This is a genomic window from Aeromonas sp. 2HA2 (assembly GCF_029237345.1).
GTDB lineage: Bacteria > Pseudomonadota > Gammaproteobacteria > Enterobacterales > Aeromonadaceae > Aeromonas > Aeromonas salmonicida.
In genome coordinates this window covers 25,547-41,714 of record NZ_JAACGB010000024.1, presented here as the reverse complement: position 1 = coordinate 41,714, position 16,168 = coordinate 25,547, and the positions used below count along the sequence as shown (strand labels likewise).

The 16,168-nt window shown below is 58.1% G+C and carries 12 protein-coding genes; 6 read left to right on the top strand and 6 right to left on the bottom strand.

Going from position 1 to position 16,168, the window contains the following annotated elements; all coding sequences use genetic code 11:
- Nucleotides 1-314: 314 nt before the first annotated feature.
- Nucleotides 315-806: a cell division inhibitor gene (locus GWQ29_RS20995; protein ID WP_275920247.1), complete on the bottom strand. Its 492-nt coding sequence runs from the start codon at nt 804-806 to the stop codon at nt 315-317.
- 232 nt (nt 807-1,038) lie between these two features.
- Here GWQ29_RS20995 and GWQ29_RS20990 point away from each other — a divergent pair, with 232 nt between their 5' ends.
- Nucleotides 1,039-1,236: a DUF4250 domain-containing protein gene (locus GWQ29_RS20990; RefSeq protein WP_005311031.1), complete on the top strand. Its 198-nt coding sequence runs from the start codon at nt 1,039-1,041 to the stop codon at nt 1,234-1,236.
- Between the two features lie 387 nt (nt 1,237-1,623).
- Nucleotides 1,624-4,101 (top strand): glycogen/starch/alpha-glucan phosphorylase, encoded by a 2,478-nt coding sequence (locus GWQ29_RS20985; protein WP_159166300.1) that lies wholly within the window; start codon nt 1,624-1,626, stop codon nt 4,099-4,101.
- A gap of 65 nt (nt 4,102-4,166) precedes the next feature.
- On the opposite strand, the gene GWQ29_RS20980 is transcribed toward GWQ29_RS20985, so the two are convergent.
- Together GWQ29_RS20980 and trxC are read right to left on the bottom strand one after the other, a co-directional pair.
- Nucleotides 4,167-5,552, bottom strand: coding sequence for a DASS family sodium-coupled anion symporter (locus GWQ29_RS20980; RefSeq protein ID WP_021138281.1), 1,386 nt, complete (start codon nt 5,550-5,552; stop codon nt 4,167-4,169).
- A gap of 158 nt (nt 5,553-5,710) precedes the next feature.
- Nucleotides 5,711-6,145 carry a thioredoxin TrxC gene (gene trxC / locus GWQ29_RS20975; protein WP_034523445.1) on the bottom strand — a complete coding sequence of 145 codons (435 nt, stop codon included), beginning with the start codon at nt 6,143-6,145 and terminating at the stop codon, nt 5,711-5,713.
- A 141-nt stretch (nt 6,146-6,286) separates the two neighbouring features.
- On the opposite strand from trxC, the gene GWQ29_RS20970 reads away from it, so the two are divergent.
- The 4 genes from GWQ29_RS20970 (at nt 6,287) to GWQ29_RS20955 (ending at nt 13,423) form a co-directional block, all read left to right on the top strand.
- Entirely contained in the window at nt 6,287-9,088 is a 2,802-nt protein-coding gene (locus GWQ29_RS20970; RefSeq protein WP_275920246.1) for a response regulator, read from the top strand.
- Nucleotides 9,089-9,229: 141 nt separating this feature from the next.
- Nucleotides 9,230-10,966: an ABC transporter transmembrane domain-containing protein gene (locus GWQ29_RS20965; protein ID WP_275920245.1), complete on the top strand. Its 1,737-nt coding sequence runs from the start codon at nt 9,230-9,232 to the stop codon at nt 10,964-10,966.
- A 76-nt stretch (nt 10,967-11,042) separates the two neighbouring features.
- The gene (locus tag GWQ29_RS20960; protein WP_275920244.1) at nt 11,043-12,794 is read left to right on the top strand and encodes an ABC transporter transmembrane domain-containing protein; all 1,752 of its coding nucleotides are present in this window, start codon (nt 11,043-11,045) and stop codon (nt 12,792-12,794) included.
- A 155-nt stretch (nt 12,795-12,949) separates the two neighbouring features.
- Nucleotides 12,950-13,423 (top strand): DUF4442 domain-containing protein, encoded by a 474-nt coding sequence (locus tag GWQ29_RS20955; RefSeq protein WP_265449101.1) that lies wholly within the window; start codon nt 12,950-12,952, stop codon nt 13,421-13,423.
- Nucleotides 13,424-13,568: 145 nt separating this feature from the next.
- Here GWQ29_RS20955 and ybcJ read toward each other — a convergent pair whose 3' ends face one another.
- From ybcJ to GWQ29_RS20940, 3 genes are all read right to left on the bottom strand, one after another.
- Nucleotides 13,569-13,802: a ribosome-associated protein YbcJ gene (gene ybcJ / locus GWQ29_RS20950; RefSeq protein WP_005311045.1), complete on the bottom strand. Its 234-nt coding sequence runs from the start codon at nt 13,800-13,802 to the stop codon at nt 13,569-13,571.
- 175 nt (nt 13,803-13,977) lie between these two features.
- A complete protein-coding gene (locus GWQ29_RS20945) occupies nt 13,978-14,382 on the bottom strand; it encodes a MaoC family dehydratase (protein WP_265422841.1) in 405 nt (134 codons plus the stop codon).
- On the bottom strand, nt 14,379-16,163 hold the full coding sequence (locus GWQ29_RS20940) for a class I poly(R)-hydroxyalkanoic acid synthase (RefSeq protein WP_265448364.1): 1,785 nt from the start codon (nt 16,161-16,163) through the stop codon (nt 14,379-14,381). Before GWQ29_RS20940 ends, GWQ29_RS20945 begins: the two co-directional genes overlap by 4 nt.
- Between the last annotated feature and the right edge of the window lie 5 nt (nt 16,164-16,168).

Sequence of the window (16,168 nt, the reverse complement as noted above, 5' to 3'; positions counted from 1 at the left end):
CATTGCTGGCGTGAAGGAAGTCGAGGGCCTGTTCGATACGCATAAAAAATCCGAAACCAAATCAACAGGTTTCGGATTTTTACACATCAGCAGGATCGGTCAATGGATCCTTAACTGATCGGCATTAACCTCAGGGTCGCCTTTTTCTATCGCCCCGCAGGTTGGCGTTGGTACTGGCTCAGGTACACAGACCAGACGGGTCACTTCTGCTTGGTCACTCTTCTATTGCCCTTTTCTGGCGCTCTTGCCTGATCCCTTCTCCCCTTGGTCCATTTCTTCACGGCGCTCTCGAGTCTCCAGGCTGTTCTGGACCATCAGTGGTTGAGGTAGACATCCTGTCCGCCGTAGGCCAGCGGGCCGCTGTGCACGGGCAGTTGCGTTCCTGCAGGCTCGAAAAAGCGGGTCAGCACCCCTAAGCGTTGCCCCAGTTTGCTCAGCTTGACGCGATCCAGCGAAACCTGTGCAGGCAGCCAGGTCAAGACGGCTGCGCAGTGACCATTGCCCAGACTCTGCTCCAGCATAAGCTGCCAGTTCTTGATCTTGGGGCTGTGAACCACCAGCACCCGAGCGGGGTTGATCCCCTGAGCCTGCAGCTGTTTGGCCACTGGCAGGCCTGGCGGGGCAATCAGCAGGATCCAGCCCGTGTCGCCATGGCTCAGCCTCACCAGCTCGTCGAGCAATGGCAGCTCATCGTTGGCAGGCGCGGTGTGGCACGCTTCTTCCACCTTGCTTTGATTGCGGGTTGGCCAGGGATTGCTCATGCTGACAGACGCGGCGAAAGGGAGGTGACTCATGGGCTGGCTCATATGTTTGTCCTGTATGGATAACCATGCTGTATGTGCATACAGTAGTTGCAACTCAGTTCAGTGACAAGCCATTTATGGCCAAAAATGTGATCAAGCTGGCAGGGGCTGAACTCATATTGTTGATTGTAAGAGATATTTTATTTTTACCAGGGTGCTTGTTTTTTCGGCTATGGACAAAGAGGGAGGTGGCGCCCATGGTTATACAGTATCTGGATGAAGAGGAGAGATGAAGATGGACGTCAGTACCTTGCAACGGCTGGATGCCAATATCCTGCTCGGGATCATCAATGAAAAGCTGCGACTGGAGTGTGATGGCCTGGAGGAGCTACTGGCTTATTACGACATGACGGAGGATCAACTGGCGACCCGGTTAATGCAGATAGGCTATCACTACGACCCCATGAGCAATCAGTTCAAGGCCCATGGTTGAAGGGGAGTCGATCGTCGTCATCGGGGGGCCAATCTTGCTTTATGAACAGCGCACATTGAAATCGTTTTCAATGCGCGCTGAATTTTCAGCTATTTTCATGGATTTTCAGTACTTGGCAATGATTGAAAACCTATTCACGGATTTATATTTGCATTTATTTGTTAAGTTGCTGATTTTAAATGAAATGAGTGTCACTGATTAATAAGTTTCAGGAAAGGGTTTTCAAGCTTGAACTGTCATTTTTATACGTTAAAGTGTGACTTGCGTTAACTTTTAAACCATCGGCTTTAGCTAGTATGCCCACGCCGGAACATATTCTGAGATAACAACAGCACCGGTCCCTGATGGGATAACAATTTTATTATTCTGTAACGAAGGAAATGGTTTATGGCTACCAAGAAGAAGACAGACCAGGATCTCCAACTGGATAAAGATCAGCTCAAGGCGAGTATCGTGCGTCACCTGCGTTCTACCTTGGGTACAAGCGAACAGAAAGCCTCGCCAGAAGCGTGGTGGAAAGCAACCGCAGCCGCCGTCAACGAACAGGTGTACGAGCGCCTGACCCGTACTCAGCAGACTCACTTCAAGAAAGATACTCGTGCGATTCACTATCTCTCTGCTGAATTTCTGATGGGGCGTTTGACCTCAAACAACCTGCACAACCTCTCCCTGTACAAAGTGTGTGAAGAGGCGCTGGGTGAACTCGGTCTGGAACTGACCGATTTGTGTGAACAAGAGCCGGACATGGCGCTCGGCAACGGTGGCCTTGGCCGCCTGGCTGCCTGCTTTATCGACTCCCTTGCCACCCTGAACTACCCGGCTGTCGGTTATGGCATCCATTACGAGCACGGCCTGTTCCGTCAGGAGATTAAGGATGGTCGCCAGATCGAACGCCCGGACTCCTGGCGTGAATATGGCAATCCCTGGGAGATCTGCCGCCCGGAATCTGTGCAGGAGATCCCGCTCTACGGCTATGTGGAAACCGTGTTCGGCGACAAGGGTGGCCTGAAGAAGGTATGGCACGCAGGCCGCAAGATCAAAGGGGTGCCTTGGGATATCCCTGTGGTGGGCTTTGGAGGTCACACCGTCAATATCCTGCGTCTGTGGGAATCCCGCGCCTCCGAGTTTTTCGACTGGGACGTGTTCAACGCCGGTGGTTACATCGATTCCCAGGCTGAAAAAGCCCAGGCCGAAACCATCTCCAAGGTGCTCTACCCGAATGATGAAACCGATGCGGGCAAAGAGCTGCGCCTGATCCAGCAGTACTTCTTCTGTGCCTGCTCCATCAAGGACATCATGCGCCGCTACAAGCGGGTGCATGGCAGTGACTTCAGCAATTTTGCCGCGCAAATTGCCATTCAGCTCAACGATACCCACCCGACCGTAGCTATCCCAGAGCTGATGCGGGTGCTGGTGGATGAGGAAGACTTGAACTGGGATGCCGCCTGGGCCATCTGCTATCGGGTCTTCTCCTACACCAACCATACCCTGCTGCCGGAAGCGCTGGAGAAGTGGTCTGTCAGCCTGTTTGAGAAGGTGCTGCCCCGTCACCTGGAAGTCATTTACGAGATCAATGCCCGCTTCCTGAGCGATCTGGTCGAACCCAAGTGGCCAGGCAACGATGCCATCAAGGCCAAGCTCTCCATCATCGAAGAAGGGGATGTACGCAAGGTGCGCATGGGCAACCTGTGCGTGATCGGTTCGTCCAAGGTGAACGGTGTGGCCGAGATCCACTCCAAGCTGGTGAAAGAGGATCTCTTCCCCGAGTTCGCCGAGCTGTGGCCAGAGAAGATGTGCAACGTTACCAACGGCGTGACCCCCCGTCGCTGGCTGCTGGCCTGCAACCCAGAGCTGGCCGAGCTCTATAACGAAGTGGTGGGCAAAGAGTGGCCGCTGCAGCTCGACAAGCTGCGCGCCGTCACCAAGTTTGCCGACGACAAGGCATTCCAGCAGCAGTTCATGACCATCAAGCGTCATAACAAGGAGAAACTGGTCAAGGTCATCAAGGCCGAAACCGGCATCGATGTGAGTGCCGAGGCGATCTTCGACGTCCAGATCAAGCGTCTGCACGAGTACAAGCGCCAACAGCTGAACCTCATCCATATCATGGCGCTCTACCGTCGTCTGCTGGCGAATCCTGACTATGACATGCACCCGCGCGTGTTCATCTTCGGCTCCAAGGCGGCGCCCGGTTACAAGCTGGCCAAGGATATCATCTACGCCATCAACAAGCTGGCGGAGCGGGTCAACAACGATGCTCGCATCCAGGGCAAGCTGAAAGTGGTGTTCATGCCGAACTACCGCGTGAGTCTGGCCGAGAAGCTGATCCCGGCGGCCGATGTCTCCGAGCAGATCTCCACTGCCGGTTACGAAGCCTCCGGTACCGGCAACATGAAGATGGCACTGAACGGCGCCATTACCATAGGCACGCTGGATGGGGCCAACATCGAGATCGCGGAAGAAGCGGGTGCCGAGAACTGCGCCATCTTCGGCCTGAACGTGGACGAGGTGAAGTCATTGAAGGCGCGTGGCTACAACCCGTACGACTTCTACTATGCCAACTCCGAGCTCAAGGCCGTGCTGGATTGGTTCGACACCGACTATTTCACGCCGGGCAAGCCGGGAGAGCTCTCCTCCATCAAGCGCTCCTTGCTGGAAGGGGGCGATCCCTACCTGACCCTGGCCGATTTTGCTTCCTACTCCGATGCGCACAAGCTCATCGATACCTGGTACCGGGATCCGGCGCTGTGGGCGAAGAAGGCCATCATCAATTCGGCTACCATGGGCAAGTTCAACTCGGACCGTTCCATCCAGGACTACGTGGATCGGATCTGGAACCTGAAGAGCTGCAACATACAAGGTTGATAACTTCTTGATATGAAAAAGCCCTCGCAATGCGAGGGCTTTTTGTTTCAAGGGCCACTTGGGGATCAGAGAATGTCGCCAACAAAGTAGGCCAGGACCGCCAGTAGAATGACGAAGACAATGTTGAGGGCCATCCCGGCCTTCATCATCTCCTTCTGGCGGATATGACCGCTGGCGAAGACGATGGCGTTGGGTGGGGTGGCAACCGGCAGCATGAAAGCGCAGGAAGCACCTATGGCGATCAACACGGCCATGACGACAGGAGAAACCCCCAGCGCTTCGGCAACACCGGCAAACAGCGGGATGAGCAGGGCGGCGGTGGCGGTGTTGGAGACTAGTTCGGTCAGGAACACCACGAATGCCGCCAGCATCAGCAGAATGATGAAGATATTGGCATCGGCCAATACGGCCGACAGGTGACTGGCCAGGAAGGCACTGGTACCGGTTGCCTTGAGAATGGCACTCAGGGTCAGGCCACCACCGAACAGCATCAGCACGCCCCAGTCAGTGTTCTGATTGATGTCATCCCAGCTGGCGACCCGGCTGACGGCGATGGCAATGATGGCACCCATGGCGATCAGGGTGTCAAATTGCGGGATGCCCCCCAGTGCCTTGGCAATGGGTTGAGAGCCGATCCAGAGTACGACCGTAGTCAGGAAGATAGCCAGGGTTACCTTGCGCTCGCGGGTCCAGTTGATGGTGACATCCTGGATCTCCACTCTGTGGTTGAGCTGCGGACGCGTCACCAGATAGAGCAGGGCAATGCCGCAAGGCATCAGGATCAGCACCACAGGCACACCAAACTTCATCCAGTCGGTAAAGCCAATTCCCATCTGGGCGGCGGCGATGGCATTGGGTGGGCTGCCGACCAGGGTGCCGATGCCGCCTATGCTGGCGCTATAGGCGATACCCAGCAGCACGAAGACGAAGGTGGCACGATCCTGCTGGCTGTCGAGACGCGCCAGCATGCCAATGGCCAGCGGCAGCATCATGGCGGTGGTTGCCGTGTTGCTGATCCACATGGACATGGCCGCCGTGATGGTAAACAGCAGTATGACACCCCAACCCAGATGGCCATTGGCCAGGTGCATTACCTTGCCTGCCATCAGGGTATCCAGCCCCTGCTTGGAGAGGGCGGCTGCGAGGGCGAAACCACCGAAAAACAGGAACAGGATGGGGTTGGCAAAGTCGGTGAGGGATTTGCCCATGTCAAACACCCCGAGCACTGTGGCCAGCAGGGGCACCAGCAGCGCTGTGATGGTGACGTGCAGGGCTTCGGTCAGCCAGAGAATGGCGATGAAGACCAGGATCCCCAGCCCCTTGTTGACCATGGGGTCAAACGGCAGCCAAGCCAGCATGGCACAGAGCAACAGCACATCCAGGATGACAATCCCGGATTTGATGTCCAGCCAGCGAGATGGAGTAGTCGAGGGTACAGCCGATGTGTGCATATTGTTCTCTCGGTTAATTTATGGTTGTTGTTGTGTTGCCGAGATTACAATTATTCCCCTGTTTGAAACAGGGGAAAGTCGTCAAACCATGCCGGGACTCACAGAGTCAAATTGGCAAGAAACACTTAAAAAACAAAAATTAAACAATTATTTATCATTCAAGGCTGAATGACGGAGGTCACCCACTCCTTGAACAGGCTCTTGGGCAGAGAGCCGCTGCGTTGTGCCACCATCTTGCCTTGCTTGAATATCATCAGGGTGGGAATGCTGCGGATGGCGTAACGGGCTGCGATGGCAGCTTGTTGTTCCGTGTCGACTTTGACAAAACGGAAGTTGGGCTCAAGCTCGCTGGCAACTTGCTGAAAAATTGGTGAAAATTGTAAGCATGGTCCGCACCAGCTGGCCCAGAAGTCCACCACGACAGGAAGGTCGGATTGGATCAGAGTATCGAATTGATCCTCACGGCCGATGACAGGGGTGGTGCCAAACAGCGAGGACTTGCAGCGGCCACATTTCGCATTTGAATCCATTTTTTCGGCGGGCAGGCGGTTTCTGGTGAAGCAATGGCTACAATAGGTAGTGATAAATGACATAATTGATTCCTGTAAGCATAAGCCCTGCAACATCTTTAGTGCACTGACAGGGCAGAGTAACGGTAACATAGCAGTCAGTTATCTTTCACAGCCAGTGGTCCGTTGGCGGATACACGGTCATGACATGAGAATCGAGACGGGATGAATAATGTGACACGGGTCAATCGTGTTGTCCTGAGCCTGATCATCGTCGCGCTGCTGGCGTTTGCCGGCTATTGCTGGCAACTGCTCAGCCAGCAACACAAGGCCTCCGAGCTGAGTGTGGCAGCGGAATTGATCCTCAATCGGGTCAATACTGACACTATTTATCTGCTGGGGCGCGAAAAAGCCAATGATGGCAATGTACAGCAGCGCCTCAACCAGTTGTCGAGCAACCTGGACAGCTTCGTGCGCCAGGTGCGCAACGATCCGGATACGGCCGATAGTCCCAGCTCCCAATCCCTGCTGCACGATATCGACAGCTACCTGCTGGACCTGGCCAAGCTCTACTCCATGGAGATGGCCATCCAGTATATAGAGCAGCCTTTTCAAAAGCAGCTCAATGCCTTGCTGGCCACCTTGCCTGCCAGCTCTGCGCTGGCCATTGATCTGGTCGAACTGGCGCAGCTCAGCCACTACCTCAAGCGCAGCTGGGACAGAGGTGAGCAACGGCAACTGCAAGCGCTGCAGCAACGACTCAAGACCGCCTATCCCGAGTATCCCCAGGTGGCCGGGCTTGCCCAGTTGAGCGAGGACGTCAGCCGTCAGGTGGTGGATTACCATATATTGCGCAACCAGGTCATCGACATGCATGAGCTGGATGGCTTGTCGGTCTGGAAACAAAGCAAAATGGTGCAAGCCTCCTCCCTCAAGAGCCGCTTCTACCTGATGGTGCTCGCTGGCGCCATGGTCTGCTTCGTGCTGGTGGCGGTGACCCTGTGGCGTCGCAACCAGAAGTTGAGCGAGTTGTCACGCCAGACCGGCTTGCTGGCGCAGGCAAAAAGCGATTTTCTGGCCAACATGAGCCACGAGATCCGCACCCCCATGAATGCCATCATAGGTTTCAGTTCCCTGGCGCTGCAAACCGAACTGGATCAGCAGCAGCGGGATTACCTCAGCAAGATCAAGTCTTCGTCAGATACCTTGCTGCTGCTTATCAACGACATTCTGGACTTGACCAAGGTGGAGTCCGGCAAGCTGACCCTGGAAGAGATCGATTTTGACTTGAGCGAGCAGATAGATTCGCTCGCCGGCATGTTTGCCGATCTGGCCGAGCGCAAGCAGGTCGAGGTTATCATCAACAAGTCCCCGGCTGTGCCCGATTTCCTGCGCGGCGATCCGCTGCGCCTGGGCCAGGTATTGGTCAATCTGGTCAACAACGCCATCAAGTTTACCGAGCGGGGCGAGGTGGAAGTGGTCATCACCTTGGTCAACCAGCATCCCATGCGGGTGCGTTTCAGCGTGCGGGATACCGGGATTGGCATCGCCGAGGATAAGCAGGACCAGCTGTTCCAGCCTTTCACCCAGCTGGAGGCGGGTAACACCCGCAAATATGGTGGATCAGGTCTTGGCCTCAATATCTCCCAGCGTCTGGTCGAACTGATGGGCGGGCAGATCACTGTGCAGAGCAAGCCGGGGTCCGGCTCTGTGTTCCAGTTCGAGATCCCCATGACCAAGGCGGTGTACGGGGTATCGGGCCGCCGGGTCTTTTTCGAGCATCAGCCGCTCATTCTGGTGATGGATGACAATGAACTGGTGCTGGACCTGGCCAAGGATATTCTCGGCCGTGCCGGTGTCCGGGTCGTGGCCGTCAACAGCCTCTCCCGGGCGCGTCAGGTGCTGCGGGAAGAGGGGCAGAATATCCGGCTGGCCATTCTGGACTGGCGCATGGGACAGGAGGATGGCCTGGATCTGGCCCTCGAAATGTACCAGCACAGCCAGTGGCGGCGACTGCCAATCCTGATGACCAGTGCCTGGGCCAAGGAGGGGCTGCACGGGCGGATGGAGAGCATGGGCCTGACCCACTTTCTGCCCAAGCCCATGACCGAGAATTCCCTGCTGGCCAAGGTGGATGAGTTGCTCAATGGCAGCTCCCATGATCATCAAGTCCGCCAGGCAGAAGCCCAGGGAGATCAGCAGCACTTTCGTGAGCTGCTGCAAGGTGTCCGGGTCTTGCTGGCGGAGGACAATAGAGTCAACCAGCAACTCATCATCGAGTATCTGCGCCGGATCGATGCCGTGGTGACCGTGGTAGGTAACGGGCGCGAGGCGGTCGAACGGGTAGCCGAGCAGCCTTTTGACGTCATCCTGATGGATTTACAGATGCCGGTACTCGATGGGTTGGATGCGACTCGCCAGATCCGCAAAATGGTCGACAAGCATGACGTGCCCATCATAGCGCTGACGGCCAGCGCCATGCCCGGTGACAGGGAGCGTTGCCTCGGTGTCGGTATGAACGGGTATGTCACCAAGCCGGTCAGCAAGCTGGATCTCTACAACAACCTGTTGCAGTGGGTGAAGAGCGCCAGCGGCGAGCGCCGGATCCCGTTGGAGGTGAAACCCCCTGATCTGATGGGAGTACTGGATCTGGAAGATGCCCTCAAACGGCTGGAGCAAGACAAGGAGGCGCTGCAGATCCTGTTCAAGCTGTTTATGTCCGAGCACAAGGATGATCTGTGGGAGATCCGCTCCGCCCTGCGTCGCCAGCAACCCGAAGTGGCCTGTCGTCTGTTGCATACCCTGAAGGGGGTGTCGGCCAATATATCCGCTGCTCGCCTGCAGATCATGGCCGGTGATTTGGAGTGGCGACTGCGCCAGCAAGAGGAGTTGACCGAGCCGGACCTGGAGCAGTTGCAGCAGGTATTCAGCCAGACCCGGGAGGAGGTGTCTCACTTTCTGCTGACCGGAGAGCAGCATGAATCACCATACAGCCTCGTGGGGCAGCGAGATGATCGCTTATTGTAGGGAGACAAATAGCAATAATTCTCAAGCCAGCCACTTCAGGCTATCATGACCCTCTCGTATCGCCCCCTTCTGGGGGCGATTGCATTACGTTTCCCCGTGACGGGCGGCAGCCTTGGGCTGGCCGCGACAAAGGACATCTACGTGAGTGTATTCTCAAGGCTGGGCTGGTTCTTCAAGGAGCAGTGGCGGCGTTATCTGATCGCCATCTCTTTGCTGATGATGGTGGCACTGTTGACCGTGATCCCGCCCAAAGTGGTGGGTTGGGTGGTGGATGGCATCGCCAAAGGTTCTCTCGACAACGACACCCTGATGGGCTATCTGGCGGGGCTGTTTGTGCTCGGTCTGCTCATTTATCTGCTGCGCTACGTATGGCGGGTCATGTTGTTTGGTGCCTCCTACCGGCTTGCCTATGTGCTGCGTAACCGACTGTTCAGCCACTTCACCCGCATGAGCCCCGATTTTTACCGGCGCCACCGCACCGGCGATCTGATGGCTCACGCCACCAACGATATCCAGGCGGTGGAGATGACAGCCGGGGAAGGGGTATTGACCCTGGTGGACTCCATCATAGTCGGGGTGCTGGTGCTCTCCATCATGTGCAGCCAGTACTCCTGGCAGCTGACCCTGCTCTCCCTGCTGCCCCTGCCTGTGATGGCATTCTTCATGAACCGCTTCGGTACCCAGATCTACAAGGAGTTCAAGGCGGCGCAGGGAGCCTTCTCCCGTCTCAACAACAAGACCCAGGAGGCGCTCTCTGGCGTGCGGGTGCTCAAGTCTTATGCGGTTGAATCCCTGGAAGACAAGGGCTTTGCCGAACTGACCCGACAGGCGGGGGCGTGCAACATGGCGGTGGCCCGCATCGATGCCAAGTTCGATCCTGTCATTTACCTCTGTATCGGTTGTTCCTACTTTCTCGCCGTTGCCGGTGGCAGCGTGCTGGTGGTGCGTGACGAGCTGACGCTGGGGGAGCTCACCAGTTTCACCATGTATCTGGGTCAGCTCATCTGGCCCATGTTTGCCATCGCCTGGCTGTTCAACATCATAGAGCGGGGCAGCGCCGCCTATTCACGCATCGAGAGCATGCTGGCCGAGCGCAGCGACATCGAAGAGCCGACGGAGCAGGCGATGTTTGTCTCTCCCTTCCCGCTCCAGGCCAAGGGGGTGAGCTATCAGCTGGAGCAGCGCACCTTGCTGCGCAATATCGACTTCACCCTCCACAGAGGCGGCATGCTGGGGATCGTCGGGCGCACCGGGGCTGGCAAGAGCTCGCTGCTCAAGCTGTTGATGCGCCTTGCCAATCCCACGTCTGGTGAGCTCACCATGGGCGCAGTGCCCATAGCGCAGCTGGCCCTTGGCGATCTGCGCGGCCAGTTTGCCTATGTGCCCCAGGAGCCGTTTTTGTTCTCCACCACCATAGCGGCCAACATCGCCCTTGGCCGGCCCGATGCCAGCCAGGAGGAGATAGAGCGGGTGGCGCGCATCGCCTGTGTGCACGATGACATCTGCCGCTTCCCCAAGGGCTATGAGACCGACGTGGGGGAGAAGGGAGTGACCCTCTCTGGTGGTCAGAAACAGCGACTTTCTATTGCCCGCGCCCTGCTGTTGGCGGCGCCAATCCTGGTGCTGGATGATGCCTTGTCGGCGGTGGATGCCCATACCGAGCAGCAGATACTGCAAGCGCTCAAGGCCCATAGACGCACGCTGATCCTGGTCAGTCATCGCATGACTGCAGTGGAGCAGGCCGACGAGATCCTGGTGCTGGAGCAGGGCCACATCAGCGAGCGGGGCCGCCATGGCACCCTGATGGCCCACAACGGCTGGTATGCAGACATGGTTCGTTACCAGCGACTGGAACAAGATGTAGAGGAGAGTTTGTGAACCCGATCATTGAATGGCGACTGACTGCCTGGTTGCGCCCGTTACTCGCGTCTGAAACAAGATGTGGGGAGACGCTGTGAATCCAACGATCAAACGCCTGCTCGCTTATTGCGCCCGTTATCCTCGCTGGCTGATTCAGGCGGGGATCTGCCTGCTGCTGGCCACCGGCGCCGAAGTGGCCGGCCCTCTGCTCATCAAGCTCTTTATCGATGACTATCTGGCGCCACGCCAGCTGGTGTGGCCTCCCATTGCTGCCATCGCGGCTGGGTATCTTGGCTTGCAAGTGCTCTCGGCGGCGGGTTTCTATCTGCAATCCCTGCGTTTCAACCGCATCGCCCAGGCTGTGGTGCAGACCTTGCGCGAGCAAGTGTTTGCCACCGCCATCCGGCTGCCGGCCCGCTACTTTGACCAACATCGCTCCGGCTCGCTTATTTCCCGCATCACCAACGACACAGAGGCGATCATGAACCTCTATGTGCAGGTGATCGGTCTGCTGGTACAAAAAGTGGTGCTGCTGTGCGGCATCCTTATCTCCATGGCCCTGCTGGATGTGCGGTTGATGCTGGTGTGCGCCTGCTTGCTGCCGGCAGTGGCGGCTGTGATGTGGCTGTACCAGAAATTGAGCGTGCCCGTGGTACGGGCGACCCGCAGCCTGCTGTCCGATATCAACAGCCGCCTCAATGAGTCGCTGCAGGGAATGCCGGTCATTCAGGCCATGGTACAGGAGCGCCACTTCGCCAACGCCTTTGCCGAGGTGAACCAGCAGCACTGGTCGGCGCGCCTCAAGAGCCTCAAGATCAACGGCATTCTGCTGCGCCCCCTCATTGATTTGTTCTACATGATGGTGCTGATAGGCCTGCTGGCTCTGTTTGCCCGCGAGGGCTTGAGTGCGGGTGGCGCCATCCAGGTGGGGGTGCTCTACGCCTTCATCAGCTATCTGGGGCGGATGATAGAGCCGCTCATCGAGATGACCAACCAGCTCAACCAGCTGCAGCAGGCCATGGTAGCCGGGGAGCGGGTATTTGCTCTGCTCGACGAGTCCTGTGAGAGCACGCAAGGCGAGAGTCCTGCGTTGCAGGGGCGGGTCAGCTTCGACAAGGTGAGCTTCTCCTACGATGGCCAGCAGCAGGTGTTGCGGGAGGTGAGCTTTGCCGCTCGCCCTGGCCAGATGCTGGCGCTGGTGGGTCACACCGGCAGTGGCAAGTCCACCATTATCAGCCTGTTGATGGGGTTTTATCCGGTGGATCAGGGCACCATCCGCTTCGATGATCATCCCATGGCTGAACTGTCGCTGGCGGCGGTGCGCCGCAGCATAGGTCTGGTGCAGCAGGATCCCTTTATCTTCGTTGGAACTTTGGCGGAAAACCTGCGGCTCGGCCGTGACGGCATCGATGAGGCACGGCTCTGGCAGGCATTGACCGAGGTACAACTGGCAGACTTCGTGCTGAGTCTGCCGGATGGGCTGGGTACCCTGATGGAGGAGGGGGGCAAGAACCTCTCCGCCGGTCAGCGGCAGTTGCTCTCCTTCGCCCGCGCCCTGGTGGGGGATCCGCGCATCCTCATCCTGGATGAAGCCACCGCCAGCGTGGATTCCCAGACCGAGCTGGCGCTCTCCACGGCGCTGGCAGCAGCCCGCCGTGGCCGCACCACCATCGCCATCGCTCACCGGCTCTCGACCATAGTCGATGCCGACGAGATCCTGCTGCTTTCCCGCGGTCAGGTAAATGAGCGGGGCACCCACGGTGAGCTGATGACGCAGGGAGGACACTACGCCCAGCTGTTCGAGATGCAGAGTCAGGGGGCCTGGCTGGAAGAGAAACGGGCCTGATCGCAAGGCCCGTTGTAAAAAAGAGAGGGAGCCCGAGGGTTCCCTCTTTTTTTGTGTTCACCGACAAGCAGCAGAAGCGTGATCGGCAACCTTGTAGAGCAGGGTGGTTGCGTGGCAACATGCTGTTTACATTAACTCATCGGATCAGTTTGCATATGGACCTGCAACGTTTCAAAGCCAATCTGGCGCTCCGGCTGTTTGCCTGGCGCTACATTCCCGTTATCGGCTTTTGTGCCCCCGTGATCGAACAAATGGATGCCAAGGCACTGCGCATTCGCATTCCCCTTGGCTGGCGTACTCGCAACCATCTGGGCAGCATGTATTTCGGCGCCCTGGCGACCGGTGCCGATCTGGTGGGGGGATTGCTGGTAATGGAGAAGGGACGGACGAGAGGCAAGAAGGTACATTTTGCTTTTAAAGATGTACAGGGGGAGTTTCTGAAGCGGCCCGAGGCGGATGTGCAGTTTGATTGCGCCGCCGGGGAAGAGATAGATGCCATGATCGACGAATCATTGGCGACGGGGCAGAGAGTCAATCGTCCCATCCAGGTGGTGGCGACTTGCCCGTCACTGAATGGGGATGAGGCGATGGCGCGCTTTGTGCTGACCTTGTCGATCAAGGCCAGCTAGTCAGCAACCGGCTCACTTGCACCTCCTGGCAGGAGGGAAGCGGCCGGTATTCTGGCTCGGTTCCGCTTGCATCACGACTGTCATGTCGCGGATGCCAGCCACTGACTAGGTCACTTTTCTGATCTTCTGGTAGTGCTTGCGGGGATCAGAGGATCTCAGGGCTCACGCCCTCTTTTACCACGACTTTCATGCCGTTGAAGTTGACCACTTGCTCGGCCACTATCTTGCAGCGTTTGCGGGTCTCGACCTGACCGTCCACTTCCACCAGACCGTCGGCGACGAGCGCCTTGGCCGCGCCGCCACAATCGGCCCAACCCTGATGCTTGATAAGGTCACACAAGGCAACGAAGGGGTGGCCTTCGAGCAGAAACGTCTCCATGGGAAATCCTCTAGATGGATGAATGGCTGAAACAGCAGGGCGAGTATTTTAGGCAGTTCAGGCCAGCAATGAAAGGGCGGGGTAGAGAAGGCATCATAAAAGCAGCGTGACAATGTGAACGACAAGCGTCAGCCCAGCGGGTGCCGGGCTGACTCAGGGAGTGCAAGTATTGATGTCAGCCCACCTTCACCACGGCTTCTCCGGTCACGGCGAGGGCGCCGCCAGCGGCAAGGATGCGGGTGGCCAGGGTGATGATGGGCTTGTCACTGCGCATGGCGATGATCTCCACCTCGGCCGTCACCTCATCTCCCACAAACACCGGCTGCTTGAAGGAGAGGCTCTGCCCCAGATAGACGGCGCCCTTGCCTGGCAACTGCTGGCCCAGCAGCCCGGAGAAGAGGCTGGCCAGCAGCATGCCGTGCACTATGGGACGCTCGAATGGCGTGGTAGCGGCAAAAGCCGAGTCCAGGTGCAAGGGATTGAAATCCTCCGACAAGCCGGCGAAGGCCGCGACTTCGGCCGCGCCGAACCGTTTGGTCAGGCTGGCTTTTTGCCCGATTTCAAGGGGGAGTGTGTTCATGCGGGCTCCTCCTCCGGGGTGTTGGCAAAGACAGGGTTGAGCCGCACCTTGACATAACCGCCGGGGGCCGCCTCCAGTCCCTCGCTCGGGATGCGGGCGGGTACGGACGTGGCCTCCTCTTCACGCCCCTTGATGAAGGCTGCCATCTCGGGCCACCAGGAGCCGCTTTGATGGGTTGCCTGCTCAAGCCAGGCGTCCGGGGTGTCACTGCTCGCATCGCTGTGCCAGAAGCCGTACTTGTTGGCCGCAGGCGGGTTGATGATGCCGGCAATGTGGCCCGATTCGGCCAGGATGAAGCGCTGCTCGCCGCCAAACAGCTTCATGCCCTGCCAGGTGCCCTGCCAGAGGGCGATGTGATCGTCCATGGCCGAGACCAGCAGCACAGGGGTCTTCACCTTGGCCAGGTCGATGCGGGTGTGGCGGATCTTGAGTTCCCCCTTCACCAGCTGGTTCTCCAGATAGAGACGGCGCAGCAGACTGTTGTGGGTCTTGCCCGCCACGTTGGTGCTATCGCTGTTCCAGTGAAGGAGATCGAACGCCACCGGGCTCTGGCCCTTGAGGTAGCTGTCGATGTAGTAATTCCAGTAGAGGCTGTTTTCCCGCAGCAGGCTGAAGGAGACCGCCAGCTGGCGTCCATCCATGATGCCCTTGGCCTCATTCTGGGCCTCCAGCGCCGCTATGATGGGCTCGTGGATGAAGATGCCAAGCTCCCCCGGCTGGGAGAAATCGAGCAGTGTGGTGAACAGGGTGGCGGAGCGCACCCGCTGTTTCTGGCGCCGCGCCGCCAGCCAGCCCATGGCGAGCGACAGGGCGGTACCGCCGATGCAGTAACCGATGCCGTGCACCTCACGCTCGCCGGTGGCTGCTTCCACGCCGTCCAGCGCGGCGATCACCCCATCGACCACGTAGTCGTCGAGATCGATATTGGCCTGCTCCACCCCCGGGTTGCGCCAGGAGATCATGAATACCGTCTGGCCCTGGGCGACCAGCCAGGCGACCAGAGAGTTCTGGGGCCGCATGTCCATGATGTAGTACTTGTTGATGAAGGGCGGCACTATCAGCACCGGTGTCCTGGCCACGGTTTCCGTGGTCGGGCTGTACTGGATAAGCTCGTAGAGCTCGGTGCGTTGCACCACTCGGCCCGGCGTCAAGGCCAGATCCCGCCCCAGTTCGAAGGCGGACTCGTCGGTCAGGCGGATGTTGAGCTGATCGGCGCTGCGCTCCAGATCCTCGGCCAGCAGGGCCAGTCCGCGCACCAGATTCTGGCCGTCGGATTCCAGGGTGAGCCTGAGCAGCTCGGGGTTGGTGGCCAGAAAGTTGCTGGGCGCCATGGCATTGAGGTATTGGCGGGTAAAAAAGCGCAGTCGTTCCCGGCTCTTCTGGGGCACCCCTTCCAGCGCATCTACCGAGGCCAGCAGGTGCCTGGCGGTCAGCAGATAGGATTGCTTGAGGTAGTCATAAAGGGGCTGGTCACGCCAAGCGTCGTCCTTGAAGCGGCGATCGCTGCGCTCGGGTGTGATCACCGGCTCGCTCTCCTGGCCTGCGCTTTTGAGCAGGGTGTGCTGCATCAGCTTGAGCTGATCCTGCCACCAGTTCATCTGGGCATTGATCAGTTGCCAGGGTTGCTGAGTGCCCTGTTCCAGTACCTGGCCCAGATCGTCCAGATTGGTCTGCAACAGCGCCTGCGCCGTGCGCTCCGTCTGTGCCTTGGCCATGTCCAGCAACTTGTCGTTATAGTGGGCCAGGGCCTCGAACAGCGGGCCGTAAGATGATTGGCTCATGTTCT

What these genes read in the sequence shown, in the direction of transcription:
- GWQ29_RS20955 (WP_265449101.1), top strand. Translation starts at nt 12,950, where the DNA reads ATGGACCTGCAACGTTTCAAAGCCAATCTGGCGCTCCGGCTGTTTGCC.
- GWQ29_RS20990 (WP_005311031.1), top strand. Translation starts at nt 1,039, where the DNA reads ATGGACGTCAGTACCTTGCAACGGCTGGATGCCAATATCCTGCTCGGG.
- GWQ29_RS20995 (WP_275920247.1), bottom strand. Translation starts at nt 806, where the DNA reads ATGAGCCAGCCCATGAGTCACCTCCCTTTCGCCGCGTCTGTCAGCATG.
- GWQ29_RS20945 (WP_265422841.1), bottom strand. Translation starts at nt 14,382, where the DNA reads ATGAACACACTCCCCCTTGAAATCGGGCAAAAAGCCAGCCTGACCAAA.
- GWQ29_RS20940 (WP_265448364.1), bottom strand. Translation starts at nt 16,163, where the DNA reads ATGAGCCAATCATCTTACGGCCCGCTGTTCGAGGCCCTGGCCCACTAT.
- ybcJ (WP_005311045.1), bottom strand. Translation starts at nt 13,802, where the DNA reads ATGGAGACGTTTCTGCTCGAAGGCCACCCCTTCGTTGCCTTGTGTGAC.
- GWQ29_RS20980 (WP_021138281.1), bottom strand. Translation starts at nt 5,552, where the DNA reads ATGCACACATCGGCTGTACCCTCGACTACTCCATCTCGCTGGCTGGAC.
- trxC (WP_034523445.1), bottom strand. Translation starts at nt 6,145, where the DNA reads ATGTCATTTATCACTACCTATTGTAGCCATTGCTTCACCAGAAACCGC.
- GWQ29_RS20970 (WP_275920246.1), top strand. Translation starts at nt 6,287, where the DNA reads ATGAATAATGTGACACGGGTCAATCGTGTTGTCCTGAGCCTGATCATC.
- GWQ29_RS20985 (WP_159166300.1), top strand. Translation starts at nt 1,624, where the DNA reads ATGGCTACCAAGAAGAAGACAGACCAGGATCTCCAACTGGATAAAGAT.